Source organism: Caballeronia sp. GAWG1-1 (assembly GCF_023631465.1).
In the GTDB taxonomy this organism is placed as follows: Bacteria; Pseudomonadota; Gammaproteobacteria; order Burkholderiales; family Burkholderiaceae; genus Caballeronia.
This window is the reverse complement of sequence record NZ_JALQDB010000029.1, coordinates 146,702-163,095: the sequence shown is the minus strand read 5'-3', so window position 1 is coordinate 163,095 and position 16,394 is coordinate 146,702. Positions and strand designations below refer to the sequence as shown.

Below are 16,394 nucleotides of genomic sequence, written 5' to 3'. Positions count from 1 at the left end.
CCGTGCCAGAGTAGAATGGTTGTTAAATCAATTGCTTACCTTCGTATATGGTCGATTCGACTCTAGTCAGAAAGACTGCTGAAGTAGTCGCAATGACTTCGCGTGTGTTGCTCGACGCGCTCGTTCCGCTGATCGAAGACCTGTCGCACGAGATGCCGGACACCGAGCGCTACCGTCGCCTTTTGCGTACGCTGCGCGCGCTTTTTCCGGGCGACGCCGCCGCGCTCCTGCGACTCGATGGCGACATGCTCGTGCCGCTCGCGATCGACGGATTGTCTGGCGATACGCTCGGCAGGCGCTTCCGCGTCGGCGATCATCCGCGTTTTGCCCGCATCCTCGCGCGCAGCGAACCGACGCGCTTCGCCGCCAACTCCGATCTGCCCGATCCTTATGACGGCCTCGTCAAGGGCGTGGACGGTCATCTCGAAGTACACGATTGCCTCGGCTGCACGCTTTTCATCGACGAACGGCCTTGGGGTTTGCTCACACTCGACGCACTCGATCCCGCGCGCTTCGACGACATCGACATGGCTTCGCTTCAGGCGTTTCTCAGTCTCGCGGCGGCGACCGTGAGTGTGGCCGAACGCATCGATACGCTCGCGCGCACGGGCGAAGCCGAACGGCAGCGCGCGGAGTCGTATCGGCAGGCGAACGGGACGCGTCGCCGCGAGATGATCGGCAATAGCGAGCCGCACAAGCGCTTGCTGGAAGACATCGCGATCGTCGCTACGAGCGAGCTGACCGTGCTCATTACCGGTGAAACGGGCGTCGGCAAGGAACTCGTCGCGAGCGAGATTCATGCGCTCTCGTCGCGGGCCGACAAGCCGCTCGTGAGCCTCAATTGCGCGGCGCTGCCGGATACGCTCGTCGAAAGCGAACTCTTCGGGCACGTGCGCGGTGCGTTCTCGGGCGCGTCGTCGGACCGGCGCGGCAAATTCGAACTGGCCGACGGCGGCACGCTTTTTCTCGATGAAGTCGGCGAACTGCCGCTCGTCGTGCAGGCCAAGCTCTTGCGCGTGCTGCAGAACGGGCAGTTGCAGCGCATTGGGTCGGACAGCGAGCATAAGGTCGATGTGCGGCTCATCGCCGCGACCAATCGCGATCTCGTCGAGGAAGTCCGGGCGGGACGGTTTCGCGCGGATTTTTATCATCGGTTGTCGGTTTATCCGCTCGTCGTGCCGCCGTTGCGTGAGCGCGGACGCGACGTCCTGTTGCTCGCGGGCTTCTTTCTGGAGGAGAACCGCGCGCGCCTCGGCCTTCTGAGCCTGCGCCTTTCCGCCGATGCGCAAGCCGCGCTGCTTGCTTACGACTGGCCGGGAAATGTCCGCGAACTTGAGCATCTGATCGCGCGCAGCGCATTGAAGGCGCTCGCGGGCGTGCGCGAACGTCCGCGCATTCTGACGCTTACCGCCGCCGACTTCGGTCTCGCCGACACCACGCGCACCGCGTCACCGGGCGCGCCGCCGACACCTGCCGCCGGCGTCGATTTCCGCGAAGCCGTCACCGCCTACGAACGCACGATCGTCCTCGATGCGCTCGCGCGTAACGGGCAGAACTGGGCATCGACGGCGCGTGAGCTTGGCGTCGACCGGGCAAATCTGAATCGTCTCGCGCGCCGCCTCGGGCTCAAGTAAGCGCGCAAATATTTTTCTCGAAAATCTTCACGCGGACGCGCAAAGCGTTTATTGGTGAGGCTAGGCAAGACGGCATGGCGTGGTTACGCATCTCAAAATAATGCGGTTCATTGATCTGGCGCAAACAACGATCACTCGATCCGCACGCAGCAAACGCGCGGATTGAGACAATCTGCAGGCTGGGAAAAACGGTTGGGCTCTTCTAAGATCAGAAGTGCAAAAACGACGATCCGCCGATCCAACCACCCGACAATCATCAGCAGTACGAGCATTGCATTGCACTGAACAACAAGCGCCGGCGACCGCATTGACGTGCACGTCCGGCTGATCGAACACGGCAACTCGAAACGGGGGATACGTGGGAAACGTGGGATACGTGACTAAGCGCACCGCACTCCTGTTGTCCACGCTATTGGCATTCGCGAGCATGGGCGCATTCGCGGCGGAGCCGGCGCTCGAGCGCGCCCCGGACACCATGCAGGCCCGCGTCATGGGCTGCGCCGCCTGTCACGGCGCGCAGGGCGAAGGCACCGGCAACGACTACTTCCCGCGTCTTTCGGGCAAGCCCGCAGGCTATCTGTACAACCAGTTACTCGCGTTTCGGGACGGCCGCCGCAAGTATCCGCCGATGAACTATCTGCTCGCGTATCTACCGGATGCGTATCTCAGGCAGATCGCCGATTACTTCGCGGGCGAGCGTCCGCCATTCCCGCCGCCGAGCGCCGTCACGGCCGATACGAAGACGCTCGATTACGGCAAGGCGCTCGTCACGAAGGGCGATCCCGCGCGCAACGTGCCCGCATGCGTGAGTTGCCACGGCGGCGCGATGACCGGCATGGAGCCCGCCATTCCCGGCTTGCTCGGCTTGCACGCCGACTACATCAGCGCGCAACTCGGGGCATGGCGCTACGGCACGCGCACGACCATCGCGCCCGACTGCATGCGCCACGTCGCGCAGCAGTTGAGCGAGCGCGATATCACCGCCATCGCCGCATTCCTCGCGTCGTTGCCCGCGCCGCCCGATGTGTCGCCGGTCGCGGCCGGAAGCCTCAAGATGCCGCTCGCTTGCGGCAGCGTCCACAACTAACCGAGGAACCGACGTGCTTCGATTCCGACAACTTGGGACGCTTGCCTTGGCGGTGTTCTTTGCGGCCTGCGCCGTATCGGCGGGCAACGCGTCTGCACAGACGAAGAGTGCCGATGCCGCCACGGTCCAGCGCGGCGAATACCTCGCGCGCGCGGGCGATTGCATCGCGTGCCATACGTTGCCCGCTGGCAAGACCTTCGGCGGCGGCCGTCCCATGGATACGCCGTTCGGCACGCTCTTCACGCCGAACATTTCGTCGGACAAGGAAACCGGACTCGGCAACTGGACCGCCGACGAGTTCTACCGAATGATGCACACCGGCCGCTCGAAGGACGGCTCGCTGCTCTATCCGGCCATGCCGTTCACGTCCTACACCAAGGTCACGCGCGCCGACTCCGACGCCATTTATGCGTTTCTCATGTCCACGCCGCCCGTGCATCAGCCGAACCGGCCGCATGAACTGCGCTTTCCGTTCAACCGGCGCGAACTGCTGATCGGCTGGCGCTCGCTCTTTTTCAGGGAGGCCGAATATCGGCCGGACGCGAAGCAATCGGTGGAATGGAATCGCGGCGCGTATCTCGTCGAAGGACTCGGGCATTGCTCGATGTGCCATACCGCGATCAACGCGCTCGGCGGCAATGTCGCGTCGAAGGCATTCGAAGGCGGCTTGATCCCGATTCAGAACTGGTACGCGCCCTCGCTTACGTCGAACAAGGAAGCGGGCTTGGGCGACTGGAGTATCGACGAAATCGTGGGCTTGCTGCACGCGGGCGTCTCGCATCGCGGCGCGGTGTATGGACCGATGGCCGAAGTGGTCTACGACAGCCTGCAATATCTCTCCGAAGACGACGTGCGCGCGATGGCCGTCTATCTGAAGGCGTTGCCCGCGCGCTCCGGCGATAAGTCCGAGCCGCCGACCCAGGCCGTGGTCGAACAGCGCACGAATCTCTCGCCGCTCGGCAAGAAGATTTATGACGCCCAATGCGCCGAATGTCACGCGGCCCAGGGCCAGGGCAAGCCGCCCGATTTTCCGCCGCTCGCGAACAATCAGTCCATCGTCATGAACTCGGCCGTGAACCCTATCCGCATGGTGCTGAACGGCGGCTATCCACCCGGCACGTTCAAGAATCCGCGTCCATACGGCATGCCGCCGTTCGCGCAGTCGCTGTCCGACGTGGAGGTCGCGGCGGTCGTCACGTATATCCGCACCGCGTGGGGCAATCGCGGCGCGCCGGTGACGGTGAAGGAAGTCAACGAGCTGCGCTCCGCGCCGCTTTATTGAGGATCGACGACACATGAACGAAGACCCGAACGAAGACGCGCGGCTCGATGAAATAGTCAAGAGCGGCCCCGCCGGCGCGCTCGCGCTCGCGGGTATCTCCACCGCGATCGTCATCGGACTGTGGTTCGTCTTTTACTTCGCCGTGTTCTTGCCGCGCGGGGTGATTCAGTGATCGTGATTCGTCGAGGCGGCAGATAAATGGCCATTTCCCCCGGTTCGCATGAAGTCGCCGAGCGCGTCGAAAAACGCTGGGCAATGCTTGTCATGGCGATCGTCGTCGTGCTCGTCGCGATGGTGGTCTACACCGGCATCCACTGGGCAATGATGCCGCCTTCGCGCGTCGAGACCGTGCGCCCTGAATCGCTGCATGTATCGGGCGAATTCATCGAAAGCAATCTCGGCAGCGCGCCCGAGGCGGATGGCTCGGTGACGGTGCGGATCGTCGCGCAGCAGTATTCGTTCACGCCGCAATGTCTCGTGGTGCCCGCAGGCGTGCCGGTTACGTTCCGCGCGACGAGTTCGGACGTGGTGCATGGCTTTCTGATCGAGAACACCAACATCAATTCGATGCTCGAACCCGGTTACGTCTCGACCTTCAAGACGACCTTCAACCAACCTGGCGAGCACCTGATGCCATGCCACGAATACTGCGGCACCGGGCATCAGAACATGTGGGCGCATGTGAAAGTGGTGGATCGCGCCGAGTTCATGCAGATGGCCGCGCAATTGCCGGCCAATTCGCGGAGAGTGTCCTGTGTTAAATAGCAAGCGCCTCGTCCTCGCGCATTTCTGGCTGGCGTTCATCGCCTTCGGTGTCGCGCTTTTGCTCGGCGCGTGGCAGATGCTGGTGCGCAGTCCGCTGCATCCGTGGCTACAGAATCCGGAGCTGTACTACCGCTCGGTGACGGCGCACGGCTCGGCCATGGGCTACGTGTTTCCGACCCTGATCGCCATGGGCTTCGGCTATGCGGTAAGCGAACTGGCGCTGAAGCGCCCGCTCGTCGGAAAGCGTTGGGCGTGGCTCGGCTTCTGGCTCGTCGCGATAGGCTCCGTCACCGCGATGGCGCCTGTCGCCATGGGTCTTGCGTCGGTGCTCTACACCTTCTATCCGCCGATGATCGGCAACGCGTTCTATTACATCGGCGTGGTGCTGGTGGTCGTCGGCTCGTGGATCTGGGTCGCGCTGATGTCGGTGAACCTCGCGGCGTGGAAGCGCGACAATCGCGGCAAGCCGGTGCCGCTCGCCATGTTCGCGACCGTCGCGGGCGCTTATTTGTGGGGCTGGACGGCGGTGGGCGCGGCCATCGAAGTGCTGTTCATGATTCTGCCGGTGGCGCTCGGCCTCAAGCACACCATCGACGCGGGACTTGCGCGCGTGTTCTTCTCGTGGACGCTGCACGCTATCGTTTATTTCTGGTTGATGCCGGCATATATCGCGTATTACACGATCATTCCGCGCGCCATCGGCGGGCGTCTTTACAGCGATGCGATGGCGCGCATCTCCTTCATCCTGTTTCTCGTGGTGTCGATGCCCATCGGCATTCACCATCTGTTCGCCGATCCGCAAGTCGGCTCGGGCTTCAAGTTCATGCATTCGGTGTTCACGGCACTGGTCGCGGTGCCGACGCTCTTGACCGTGTTCACCATCTGCGCGTCGGTGGAGATCGCGGCGCGGTTGCGCGGCGGCAAGGGCGCGCTCGGGTGGATCAAGGCGCTGCCCTGGTCCAATCCCATGATGCTCGCCGTCGCCTTCTCCTTCGTGATGCTCGGCTTCGGCGGCGCGGGCGGGCTCATCAACATGAGTTATCAGCTCGACTCGACCGTGCACAACACGCAGTGGGTGACGGGGCATTTTCATCTGATCTTCGCGGGCGCCATCGTCATCATGTACTTCGCGATCGCCTACGATCTGTGGCCGCATCTCACCGGCCGCGCGCTGCAAAACCTGAAGCTGATGCGCTGGCAGTTGTGGCTGTGGTTCGTCGGCATGATCGTGCTGACGTTCCCGTGGCATTACGTCGGCGTGCTCGGCATGCCGCGACGCATGGCCTTCTACGACTACACGGACCCTGCTATCGCGGCGCAGGCCGTGTCCGTGATCGTCTCGGTGATCGGCGGGTTCATTCTCGTGGTCTCGGCGGTGCTGTTCTTCATCGTGCTCATACAGGCGCATCGCGCGCCGCGCGTGACGGTCGAGGAATTCCGTTTCAGCCGCGCGTTGCATGAGCCGCGCAGCATACCGGTGGCGTTGAACAGCTTCGCGCTGTGGCTCGTGCTGATGATCGGCCTCACGCTCGTCAACTACGGTTATCCCATCGCGCAGCTTCTCTCGCGGCCGGATACCGCCGTGCCCGCGGTTCCCATCGGAGCGCAGCGATGAGCGACGAACGCCTCTTCACCTTCAGGAACCGCTGGTTCGCGACGAGCGTGCTGGGGATGATCGGCATCGCGGTGGTGTCGGCGCTGATCGGCTTCGTGTGGCTGCCGTCGGTGCATCGCGACGAGCCGTTCACGGGCGTCTGGAACGCCATCTGCAGCGCGGCGGGCGTGCCGCGTAGCTGGTACGCGGGCGAGGGCGGAAAGACCGTCGAGCCGACCGTCACGCTCACGGGTGTCGAAGTCACGCCGCAGTTGCTCGTGAACGTCAACGCGAGCGCGGTTGGACGCGGCGCGACGCTGGCTCTGCGCTGCACGATGTGTCACGGCGAGCGCGGCATGAGCGAGGCCAATTCGCCGAATCTCGCGGGTCAGTATGCGTCGGTGATCTACAAACAGTTGATCGATTTTCAGAAGGGCGCGCGCAATAACGCGGTGATGTCGCCGATGGCCGTGAATCTCTCCGATCAAGACATGCGCGATCTTGCCGCTTACTACGCGAGCTTGCCGAGGCCGCCCGCGCAGCGCAAGGTGAGCGCGTCGCTCGCGCCCTCGATCGTTTCCCACGGTGCACCGATGCGCAACATCGCGCCCTGCGCGACGTGTCACGGCGGTATCGACAGCAAGGCGGGCAGCCCGTGGCTCGACGGCTTGCCGGCCGCTTATACGAAGGCGCAGTTGACCGCTTTTGCCAATGGCACGCGCACCAACGATATCAACGAAGTCATGCGCAACGTGGCGCGCAACATGACGCCGGACGAGATCGAAGCCGCGGCGGCTTATTATGCGCGGGAGCTGGACGGGCATTGAGCGGCTGCAACTGCACGCTATCGCCGTTCGGAAAGCAGGGGTTTCGTTGCCGCGCTGGTTCGGTTTCTGTATCGTGGTCCGTTCAATGCTGCGTTTTGCGCAGCAGGCACCGGACCCCGCAATGAACGATCACGCCATCCACACCACCGACGTCCTCATCGTCGGCGCAGGCCCCGTCGGGCTTTTCGCCGCCTTCGAAGCCGGCGTGCTCGGCCTTTCGTGCCAGATTGTCGACACGCTCGGGCGCATCGGCGGGCAATGCATCGAACTTTATCCCAACAAGCCGATCTACGACATTCCCGCCGTTCCCTCGTGCACCGCGCGCGAACTCGTGGATCGTCTGCTCGAACAGATTCGTCCGTTCGACGTGCCGATCCACCTCGATCAGCGCGTGATGTCGGTGGCGCAACGCGAGGATCATCGCTGGACTGTCGAGACCGAGCAGGGCATGCGTTTCGATGCCGCCGCCATTCTGATCGCCGCGGGCAATGGCGCGTTCGTGCCGCAGCGCCTGCAAGTGCCGCAAGCGGACGCGCTCGAAGACAACGGCGTGCACTACAGCGTCGCGCGTCTGGCAGATTTCGCGGACCGCGAGGTCATCGTCGCGGGCGGCGGCGATTCCGCGCTCGACTGGGCGCTGGCTTTGCGCGGCGTCGCGAAGAAGCTCACGCTGGTGCATCGGCGTAACGGGTTTTCGGCGGCGGCGGCATCCGTGGCGGCAATGAAGCGCGCCGTGGAGGCGGGCGAGATGGCGTTCGTCGTCGGCATGATCGATTCGCTCGACGCGCCCGGCAACACCTTGCGCGGCGTGCGTATCAAGCACGTTGACGGCACCACCGATCTCGCTGCCGACAAGCTCGTCGCGCTGTATGGCCTGGTGGCGGATCTCGGGCCTATCGCCCAATGGAACCTGGATGTGCGCGGCGGACGCATTGAAGTCGATACCTCGTATTACGAGTCGTCGCGGCCGGGCATTTTCGCGGTCGGAGATATCGCCAACTATCCGAACAAGCAGAAGCTCATCTTGTCGGGCTTTCACGAGGCATCGCTCGCATTGCGCAAGGCTTACTCGTACGCTTACCCCGACAAGAAGCGCGTGCACGTTCATTCGAGTTACGACGCGAAGCTCGCACAGCGCGTGCAGTCAGGCGGCACGCACGCGGCGGAAGGGAGCTGACGGTTGCGCGTCGATCCGCTTCGACCAGGGCGCGCGTCTTGATCGGTCGATTCATCGCGTGGCTGCTGTTGGTGGCGTGCGTCGCGGCGCTCGGCTTGGGCTATGCGGTCTATGCGCGCCGCATTAGCGTACCCGCGCAATACGATCCTTTCACGCCGCTCGATGTTCGCGCGCCACCCGACTTCTTCACCACGTTCCGACGTTGGCGCACGCTGCACGACGCCGACATGTGCCGGGCCGCGCTCGAACAATCCGGGCTCGACTATCGTCCGATGGCGGATTCATCGGCCCCCGGCGGCTGCGAACTCAAGGACGTGGTGCGCGTGACGCAATCCGCCGAAGTTCGCTACAGCTCGCCGTATCTCGCCACGTGTCCGCTCGCGCTCTCGATGGCGTTCTTCGAGCATCGATACCTGCAGAGCGCCGCCGTCGAACTCTTCGGCGAACGCGTGACGCGCATCGAGCATGTTGGCAGCTACGCATGCCGCAACGTGAATCATCGGCAAGACGGCGCGCTCAGTCAGCATGCAAGCGCCAATGCCATCGACCTCACGGGTTTCGTGCTCGCCGACGGCAAGCGCATCACGCTCGCGCGCTGGGACGATTCTGCATCGCCCGAAGCGAGCTTCCTGCGACGCGTCCACGAAGGCGCATGCCAGTCGTTCGACACGACCCTCGGCCCCGATTACAACGCGCTCCACAAGACACACTTTCACGTCGACATGGGCCCGTATCGCATCTGCCGCTGATGCGTTCACGTCACGCGTGCTGATGCGCCGGATGACGGCAGGTCGAATGATCGTGAGGACCATCGCTCCATGCCGAGCCGAGGATGATGCTGCAGAAGTTCAGCCGCTTGTAGTTCGGGTCCTTCAGCGCGAGCACGTCGGCCTTCACGTTGCCAAACGTCGTTTCAGGCTTTTTGATGGTGCCTTGCGCGAACGCATCGATGATGCCTTCCTTGAAATTCGCTTCCCGCGGATGTGCCGCCACCACGAGCCGGCGCTGATCCGCCGTGAATTCGTCGTAAGCAAGCCCGAGCACGTCCATCTCGACGCCTGCCGTCACGAGCGCGACGACCGGCTTCTTGTGCTGCGGAATGCCCGGCGTCGTGTGCAGCGCGATGGCATCCCATACTTGTTCGATCTCGCCTTCGCCGATGCCGTAGCCGAGCAGGAAGTCGCGCGCCGCATTCGCGCCATCCACTTCGAAGCGGTCGTGCGCGCTGCTGTAGGCATCGACGAGTCCCATGTCATGGAACATCGCGCCGATATACAAGAGTTCCGCGTCATACTTCAGTTGCTTGCGTTCGCCCGCGAGCGCACCGAACAGGAACACGCGGCGCGAGTGGTGATAGAGCAAGTCGGGTTCCGTATCGCGCACGAGTTGCGTGGCTTCGCGCGCCATCTTGCTGTCGGGAATGCGGATGCCAGCGATGATTTCGTTCATTTCAATTACTCCTTGAAGGTTGTTTAACTGATATGGCTCGGCGAGATGGGATCGCTTGCCGGAAAAGTTTCGGCCAGCGCTTCATCGAGCAGATACTCCTGCAAGTCGGCATGCGCGCTGCGTTCGATATCGACGCGGGTGTTTGCTGATGTGTCCATTGCACTCGCCTCCGTGGCGTGAGACATTGCGTTGCATTGCGTTTCGATGAGTATCAGTGTCGGCAAAACGCGCGGTCGCGACAATGAGAACGACGCGTCGAACTCTGCCAGTCGCACGCTGTCTTCTGCCATGTGTTTTCCACGAGCTAAAAACCGCCTTCGCCGATGCCCACCGTTGCCCTCGCGATCTTTCCCGGCGTGCAGGCGCTGGACGTAGCCGGCCCCGTCGATGTCTTCGCGGAAGCCAACATGTTCGTGCCCGCCGCCGATGCCTATGCAATCACGCTCGTCGGCCCCGAAGCGCTCGCGGTGCGCGCATCGAACGGCACGCGGCTGTTGGCGGACGTCTCATGGCATGAAGCGCGCGGGCGCTACGACACGGCGCTCGTCGCGGGCAGTCCGGGTCTGCCTTTCGATGAACCCGATCCCGATCTCACCGCCTGGCTCGCCGATGTCGCCGCAAAATGCGAGCGTTACGGCTCGATCTGCACGGGCGCGTTTGCGCTGGGTCATGCCGGTCTGCTCGACGGGCGCGGAGTGACCACGCACTGGCAGAATGCGCCGCGTCTGGCCGAGCGCTTTCCACGGGCGCGCGTGGAGCTGGATCGCATCTATATGCGCGATGGGCGGCTCGTGACGTCGGCCGGAGTGACGGCGGGCATCGATGTGGCGCTCGCGCTCGTCGCGGAAGATCACGGGGCGCGCGTGGCGCTTGCGGTGGCGAAGCGCCTCGTCGTGTTCGCGCAGCGGCGCGGCGGACAGTCGCAGTTCAGCCCTTATCTGAGCGCGCCTGCCGACGAGACATCGCCGGTGGCGAAAGTGCAGGGTTACGTGATGGAGCACATCGGCGAAAGGCTCGCAGTGTCGCAACTCGCGAAGGTCGCGGGCATGAGCGAGCGCAATTTCGCGCGGGCCTTCGTGCAGCTCGCGCAGATGACGCCGCACGAGTTCGTCGAGCGCGCGCGGGTCGATGCTGCGCGCAACGCGCTCGAAAGCACGGATACGCCGCTCAAGACCGTGGCCTACGAATGCGGCTTCGGCACCGCGGACCGCATGCGCCTCGTGTTCATGCGGCGGCTCGGGGTATCGCCGAACGATTATCGGCTGAGCTTCAGGACACGCTTTTCAAAGTGATGGAACAGGCGTCGCCGTGCGTTCGTTAAAATTGGGATGACGAGGCGTGCCGCTGTTGCGGCTTTTCTTGCTGCGGGCACGCTGCATCGCAAACTAAATCGACAGACGGAAGATCGAATGACGACACAAGCGTCCCCCGTGCAGGACCCCTTCGAGCGGCGCGCATTGCTGCTGCATCTCGGCGATGTGCTGGAAACCGTGTTCTGCCTGAGTCAATGCGTCGATGACTATCCGAGCATCGCCGATGCGGTGCGTGGTAACGATGCGCTCGCGGACTTCACGCTGCTCGGCTTCGTCGCGGGCGACATGACGCCGCGCGAGTTCATCCGGCGCGCGTCGGGCGCGTTTTTCGTGTGGCCCAAGGCGCTGCTCGACGAGACGCTCAATCGGCCGATGCTCGCGAATACCGTGAGTCACGATCTATTCGAAGACAACGCGAAAGGCTGGGATGCGTATGTCGAGGAACGACGCCGCGAGGTGGTTTGGTTTGGCGAGGACTTGCCGGAGGTCGAGCAGAACACAGCGTCATTGGATGCAGCCGAGTCCGGCGATTCAGCGAAGACGTCGCGGTATGCGACTTGGCCGTGGCCGGATAAGGCGAAGGATGCGTCATAGCGTGCCAAGCAACGGTCGAGCGGGGCGAAGACATTGGCAGCCTGTTCATAATGCATCAAGGCGCGCGGGCCTATGGACATGCCCGCGTTCTGCGATCGTCCCAACCCCGCACGAAGCTCAGGGCTTCTTGCTCATACTGCCCGCGCCCGCATCCATTCCCAGGCCATTCGGCCGATCCGGCGCCGGTCCCTTTCCCGCCGAGGTCTTGCCCGGCGTCGTCTTGAGCGCATCGCTCGCCGATGCCGCCGCTGCGGCAGGTGGCGTCGAGCTGTGTTCCTGATAAGCCGGAGTACTGTCGTAGTGCAGCTTGTTCGGTTGCTGGGCGCTTGCCACGACTGCGATCGTGCCGCCGAGCAGTATCCCCGCCGTGCGGCTGAGTGCGCCGATTATCGGTTTCATGTATCGCCTCCCGTTGTTGTGCGCCCGACTGTAGCCAGCAAACAACGGACCCGCGAACATAGCTTGTTCTCGCGCAAAGTCCCCCGCAGAAGAGCAGACCACGGCGTCTTGCCTTGACGCGCATCAACGCCGGGCTGTGCTGCGCTCGGGACAATTCCTGTGCAGGACATCGATCCAGAACAGGGAAAACCAGCAATGAAAACAGTGAAAGCAGGCATTAGCGCCATCGTCATGGCATGCGCGGCATTGTGCGCGGGCATGGCACACGCGGCGGAAGATTCGTCATCGAACGTTTCGATGAGCGGCATCCATGCAGGCGACGTGCTCGTGCGGTTGCGCGCCATCAGCATCGAGCCGCAAGTGAGCGCGGGCGGCGCGCTCGGCACGCTCAACACCGACGTGAATAACTCCATCGTTCCCGAACTCGACTTCACCTACATGATTCGCGACGACATCGGCGTCGAGCTGATTCTCGCGACCTCGCGGCATCAGGTGACATCGAGCATAGGCGGGCTCGGCGGCGTGGGTGTTTTGCCGCCGACCTTGCTGTTGCAATACCACTTCAATCATGCGGGACGCGTGCGGCCCTATGTCGGCGTGGGTATCAACTACACGCTCTTCTACAACGACAAACTGAAAGCGGGCGACGCCGATGTCTCCATCAAGCACAGCAGCTTCGGCCCCGCGCTTCAGGCGGGCGTCGATGTGCAGGTCGCGAAGAATCTGTTCGTCAACGCGGACGTCAAGAAGATCTGGATGCGCACGAGCGCGTCGGCGGGCGGCGTCGATCTCGGCTCGCTCAAGATCGACCCGTGGGTGTTCGGCGTTGGCGTGGGCATGAAGTTCTGAGGGAGAAACAGGCGGCGACCGACCCGTTTTATCGAAAATTGGCGGATGAAGCCGGTGCTTCTGGCGTGGAACACTTTGCCGGCACGGTATTCTTGCAGCAGGCCCGGCGCAGACGCGCGCGGTCACCTGCCGCCTGAGGCCGGCGTGACCCCGTGCGCGCTGCAACGACTAATAACACCGCATCGGGGAAACGCAAGCCAATGAGACCTTCCACTTACGCGGGATTCGCTTTGCTCGTCAGTTGTGGCGCGGCCTTCGCGCAACAACCGCTCGCCTTGCCCGGCCGCAGTCAGAGCACGGGGCAGCAGAGCGTCGACAACGCGGCCTGCTACGCCTATGCCAATCAGACGACCAAGGTCGTGATGGCGCGCGAGCCGCAGACCGCACCCAAGAACAACGCCATCGAGACGCGCACGCTCGGGGCTCCGCGCCCGGTCGAGCCGCCGTTGCCGCCGGTTGCATCGGGCGCGCTGGCCGCGTCGGCGGCGCCGGCATCGGGCGCATCCGCGACGATGGCGGGCCGGCCCGCAGGCGCTTCGGCGACGGTTGCCGCGGGCGCATCGGCGCCGATGGGCGCATCCGGAGCCGCGGTCGCTGCAGGTGCTTCGGGCGCATCGGGCGCCGTGGCGGCTTCGGGCGCATCGGATGCAAATTACGCCGAGATGAAAATGCCGCCGATGCCGCCGCCCGAGCCGCCAATGGTGCGCTACTGGCGCGCGTACGGCGAGTGCATGCAAAATCGCGGTTACTACGTTCGCTGAAGCCAAGGGCCGTCGATGAGCGCATTCGATCGAGTGCGCTCGTTGCATCGGCTAATGCAGGGCGCTTGTCGCGCTCGTGGCTATACGGCTGAAGCAGACGGTGAAAGAGTACTCAACTCTTGCGGACGCGGCCAGACAACACGGCCCAGGCAGTCTGCATCTTGCGACCTACGCTCATAACGAACGCGCCCGAGGGCCAAGCGAATAGAAGCTCCTTGCAGCGCGAAACGGAGACTTCAGATGAACGCCATGACGTCCCTTCACGAAGGCCAATGCGCGTGCGGCGCGGTGCGCCTTGCGGTCTTCGCGCGGCCGCTGCAAGTCAATCTCTGCCACTGCATGACATGCCGCCGCATTCACGGTGCGCCGTTCGGCGTCTATGCCATCTTCGAGCGCGACGCCGTGCAGATCATGGGCGATACCGTCGCTTGGCAAAGCTCGGAGACCGGGCATCGGCATCATTGCCTGACATGCGGCTCGCCTATCTATCTCGCCTTCGACGGCGTGCCGGAAATCGAAGTGCCAACCGGCACCTTCGACGAAACCGGCCTCTTTCCGCCCACTTACGAAATCTGGTGCAAAAACGCCGAGCCGTGGCACGACGCGCAGGGCAGGCCGCGCTTCGCGCGCGGCCGACAGAACTAGTTCATCAGCACTCGACGATTGCCTTCACCACGCCCGCCTTCGGGTCGAGTAGCGACGAGAAGCGCTCGGGCACGTCGGCGAGCGTGAGCCGGTGGGTGTTGAGCGCATCGGTCGGCACTTCGCCGCGACGCATGGCATCGAGCACGGTCTCGAAGTCCTCGGGCGTTGCGTTGCGGCTCGCGAGCAAGGTTGCTTCGCGCTTGTGAAACTCGGGATCGGCGAACGAGATGCGGTCCGGCACGATGGACACCAGCACGTACTTGCCGCCATGCGCGATGAATTCGAAGCCGCGTTCCATTGCGCGCGAGTTGCCCGTGGCATCGAAGACGACATCGAAGAATTCGCCGTTGGTGAGGCTCGACAACTCTTCCTTGTCGCGCTCGCCGATTTGCACGGTCGCGTCCGCCTTCAACTCGCGGCGGCAGAAGTTCAGGCGATCTTCACGCGTGTCGAGCGCGGTCACGTTTGCGCCGCGCAGACGCGCAAAGGTGATCGCCGCCATGCCGATCGGCCCCGTGCCGACGACCAGCACGCGTTGTCCCGGTTGCACATCCGCGCGACGCACCGCATGCGCGCCGATCGCGAGGAATTCCACCATCGCGGCCTGATCGAGCGTGACGCCTTCGGCCTTGTGGACGAATTGCGCGGGGAGGTTCAGATACTCCGTGAACGCGCCGTCGCGATGCACGCCGAGCACCTGAATGTTCACGCAGCAATTGGTTTTGCCCTGGCGGCATGCAATGCACTTGCCGCACGACAGATAGGGCATGACATAGACGGTGTCGCCCGCCTTGAGTCCGCTCGATGCATCCGCCTCTTCGATCACGCCGGAGAGTTCATGCCCCATCACGCGCGGATAGGACAAGAACGGCTGATTGCCGGTGAAGATATGCAAGTCGGTCCCGCACACGCCGACGCGCTTCACGCGCAGCAGCACTTCGTTGTCGCCGCGCGCGGGCTTCTCGCGCTGTTCGGCCTTGAGGGTTCCGGGGGTTTCGCAGATGACGGTCAGCATGGCGTGTCTCTTTATGTGGTTTGTGTGGGGGCGACAGCGCATTAATTTAGCGATACGCGGCGATCTGGTCAAGCCAATTTGATATTCGATAAAGTGGTAAGGCCGGATTGTGCGTGAGCGCGGCGGCGCGTTTCGCCTTATATTCTGAGCATCTCAATAAGGTTTCAGGACGGCACGTGCTTGCACTTCAGGATTTTGTCGAGCGGCATCCGCGGCTATTCGTGCTGTCGGGCGCGGGTATCAGCACCGAGTCGGGTATTCCCTGTTATCGCGATCGCGAGGGCCAGCGCACGGGCCGTCAGCCGATTCTGCTGAAAGAGTTTCTAGGCAACGACTACGCGCGCCGCCGTTACTGGGCGCGCAGCCTGATTGGCTGGCCGGTGGTGGCGGATGCGCAACCGAACGCGGCGCATCACGCCGTGCGGGCGCTGGCGGCGCGTTCGCGGGTGCATCGGCTGGTGACGCAGAATGTCGATGGCTTGCATACGCGTGCTGGAAATCCCGATGTCATCGAGCTGCACGGCAATCTTGGCCGCGTCCGCTGCATGGCTTGCGGCGCGGCGCTTACGCGCGTGGCGGTGCAGCGGATGCTGGAAGAAGCGAACCCGGACTTTACGAATTACACGGCGCCATCGGTGCCGGATGGCGATGCGCAAATCGAGAACATCGACTTCGCTTCGTTCAATGTGCCGGGCTGCACGCGTTGTGGCGGCGTGCTCAAGCCGGACGTGGTGTTTTTCGGCGAGAGCGTGCCGCGCGCGCTGGTGCAGGACGCGGCAAGCTCGCTCGAAGCCGCCGACGCGATGCTCGTGCTCGGGTCATCGTTGATGGTGTATTCGGGCTATCGATTCTGCGAATGGGCGGCGAAGAGCGGCAAGCCGATTGCGGCGGTCAATATTGGCAAGACGCGCGCGGATGCATTGCTTGCGTTAAAGGTCGAGGCGCCTTGTTCGGAGACGCTCGAGGCGTTGATCGAGGGGTTGGATGGGGGGTGAGCGGGGAC

The 16,394-nt window shown here is 63.5% G+C and carries 19 protein-coding genes; 15 read left to right on the top strand and 4 right to left on the bottom strand.

From position 1 onward, the window contains the following. Positions 1-47 precede the first annotated feature (47 nt). From norR to NCT03_RS18735, 9 genes are all read left to right on the top strand, one after another. Complete coding sequence (gene norR / locus NCT03_RS18775) at positions 48-1,634, top strand: nitric oxide reductase transcriptional regulator NorR (RefSeq protein ID WP_250467149.1); 1,587 nt, start codon at positions 48-50, stop codon at positions 1,632-1,634. Between the two features lie 427 nt (positions 1,635-2,061). Continuing rightward, positions 2,062-2,721, top strand: coding sequence for a c-type cytochrome (locus NCT03_RS18770; protein WP_250493649.1), 660 nt, complete (start codon positions 2,062-2,064; stop codon positions 2,719-2,721). A gap of 13 nt (positions 2,722-2,734) precedes the next feature. Further along, positions 2,735-4,003: a c-type cytochrome gene (locus NCT03_RS18765; protein ID WP_502800388.1), complete on the top strand. Its 1,269-nt coding sequence runs from the start codon at positions 2,735-2,737 to the stop codon at positions 4,001-4,003. Positions 4,004-4,016: 13 nt separating this feature from the next. Next, positions 4,017-4,175 (top strand): hypothetical protein, encoded by a 159-nt coding sequence (locus tag NCT03_RS18760; RefSeq protein ID WP_250493447.1) that lies wholly within the window; start codon positions 4,017-4,019, stop codon positions 4,173-4,175. A gap of 26 nt (positions 4,176-4,201) precedes the next feature. Continuing rightward, positions 4,202-4,768: a cupredoxin domain-containing protein gene (locus NCT03_RS18755; RefSeq protein WP_244829597.1), complete on the top strand. Its 567-nt coding sequence runs from the start codon at positions 4,202-4,204 to the stop codon at positions 4,766-4,768. Next, the gene (locus NCT03_RS18750; protein ID WP_244829598.1) at positions 4,758-6,383 is read left to right on the top strand and encodes a b(o/a)3-type cytochrome-c oxidase subunit 1; all 1,626 of its coding nucleotides are present in this window, start codon (positions 4,758-4,760) and stop codon (positions 6,381-6,383) included. The genes NCT03_RS18755 and NCT03_RS18750 overlap by 11 nt, the downstream gene beginning before the upstream one ends. Beyond that, positions 6,380-7,189, top strand: a complete 810-nt coding sequence (locus NCT03_RS18745) for a c-type cytochrome (RefSeq protein ID WP_250467147.1) — start codon at positions 6,380-6,382, stop codon at positions 7,187-7,189. The genes NCT03_RS18750 and NCT03_RS18745 overlap by 4 nt, the downstream gene beginning before the upstream one ends. A 121-nt stretch (positions 7,190-7,310) precedes the next feature. Continuing rightward, positions 7,311-8,366 (top strand): NAD(P)/FAD-dependent oxidoreductase, encoded by a 1,056-nt coding sequence (locus tag NCT03_RS18740; RefSeq protein ID WP_250493446.1) that lies wholly within the window; start codon positions 7,311-7,313, stop codon positions 8,364-8,366. A 38-nt stretch (positions 8,367-8,404) separates the two neighbouring features. Next, positions 8,405-9,115: an extensin-like domain-containing protein gene (locus NCT03_RS18735; RefSeq protein ID WP_250493445.1), complete on the top strand. Its 711-nt coding sequence runs from the start codon at positions 8,405-8,407 to the stop codon at positions 9,113-9,115. A gap of 10 nt (positions 9,116-9,125) precedes the next feature. Here NCT03_RS18735 and NCT03_RS18730 read toward each other — a convergent pair whose 3' ends face one another. Both NCT03_RS18730 and NCT03_RS33835 read right to left on the bottom strand, forming a co-directional pair. After that, a complete protein-coding gene (locus NCT03_RS18730; RefSeq protein ID WP_250493444.1) occupies positions 9,126-9,815 on the bottom strand; it encodes an HD domain-containing protein in 690 nt (229 codons plus the stop codon). Positions 9,816-9,838: 23 nt separating this feature from the next. Further along, positions 9,839-9,973: a hypothetical protein gene (locus NCT03_RS33835; protein WP_255784629.1), complete on the bottom strand. Its 135-nt coding sequence runs from the start codon at positions 9,971-9,973 to the stop codon at positions 9,839-9,841. A 165-nt stretch (positions 9,974-10,138) separates the two neighbouring features. On the opposite strand from NCT03_RS33835, the gene NCT03_RS18725 reads away from it, so the two are divergent. Beyond that, positions 10,139-11,107 carry a GlxA family transcriptional regulator gene (locus NCT03_RS18725; RefSeq protein ID WP_250493443.1) on the top strand — a complete coding sequence of 323 codons (969 nt, stop codon included), beginning with the start codon at positions 10,139-10,141 and terminating at the stop codon, positions 11,105-11,107. A gap of 117 nt (positions 11,108-11,224) precedes the next feature. Continuing rightward, complete coding sequence (locus tag NCT03_RS18720; RefSeq protein WP_250493442.1) at positions 11,225-11,722, top strand: hypothetical protein; 498 nt, start codon at positions 11,225-11,227, stop codon at positions 11,720-11,722. Positions 11,723-11,839: 117 nt separating this feature from the next. On the opposite strand, the gene NCT03_RS18715 is transcribed toward NCT03_RS18720, so the two are convergent. Then, a complete protein-coding gene (locus NCT03_RS18715; protein ID WP_244829605.1) occupies positions 11,840-12,121 on the bottom strand; it encodes a hypothetical protein in 282 nt (93 codons plus the stop codon). A gap of 231 nt (positions 12,122-12,352) precedes the next feature. On the opposite strand from NCT03_RS18715, the gene NCT03_RS18710 reads away from it, so the two are divergent. The 3 genes from NCT03_RS18710 to NCT03_RS18700 all read left to right on the top strand — a co-directional run bounded on the left by NCT03_RS18710 (position 12,353) and on the right by NCT03_RS18700 (position 14,376). Then, on the top strand, positions 12,353-12,970 hold the full coding sequence (locus NCT03_RS18710) for an OmpW/AlkL family protein (protein ID WP_250493647.1): 618 nt from the start codon (positions 12,353-12,355) through the stop codon (positions 12,968-12,970). A 200-nt stretch (positions 12,971-13,170) separates the two neighbouring features. Further along, on the top strand, positions 13,171-13,731 hold the full coding sequence (locus NCT03_RS18705) for a hypothetical protein (protein WP_244829606.1): 561 nt from the start codon (positions 13,171-13,173) through the stop codon (positions 13,729-13,731). Positions 13,732-13,971: 240 nt separating this feature from the next. After that, positions 13,972-14,376 (top strand): GFA family protein, encoded by a 405-nt coding sequence (locus tag NCT03_RS18700; RefSeq protein ID WP_250493441.1) that lies wholly within the window; start codon positions 13,972-13,974, stop codon positions 14,374-14,376. A 4-nt stretch (positions 14,377-14,380) separates the two neighbouring features. Here the strand turns inward: NCT03_RS18700 and NCT03_RS18695 are convergent, their stop codons facing one another. Then, positions 14,381-15,391: a zinc-binding alcohol dehydrogenase family protein gene (locus tag NCT03_RS18695; protein WP_250467130.1), complete on the bottom strand. Its 1,011-nt coding sequence runs from the start codon at positions 15,389-15,391 to the stop codon at positions 14,381-14,383. Between the two features lie 113 nt (positions 15,392-15,504). Between NCT03_RS18695 and NCT03_RS18690 the strand changes: the two genes are divergently transcribed. Then, positions 15,505-16,386 carry an NAD-dependent protein deacetylase gene (locus NCT03_RS18690; protein ID WP_350030157.1) on the top strand — a complete coding sequence of 294 codons (882 nt, stop codon included), beginning with the start codon at positions 15,505-15,507 and terminating at the stop codon, positions 16,384-16,386. Positions 16,387-16,394: the final 8 nt, after the last annotated feature.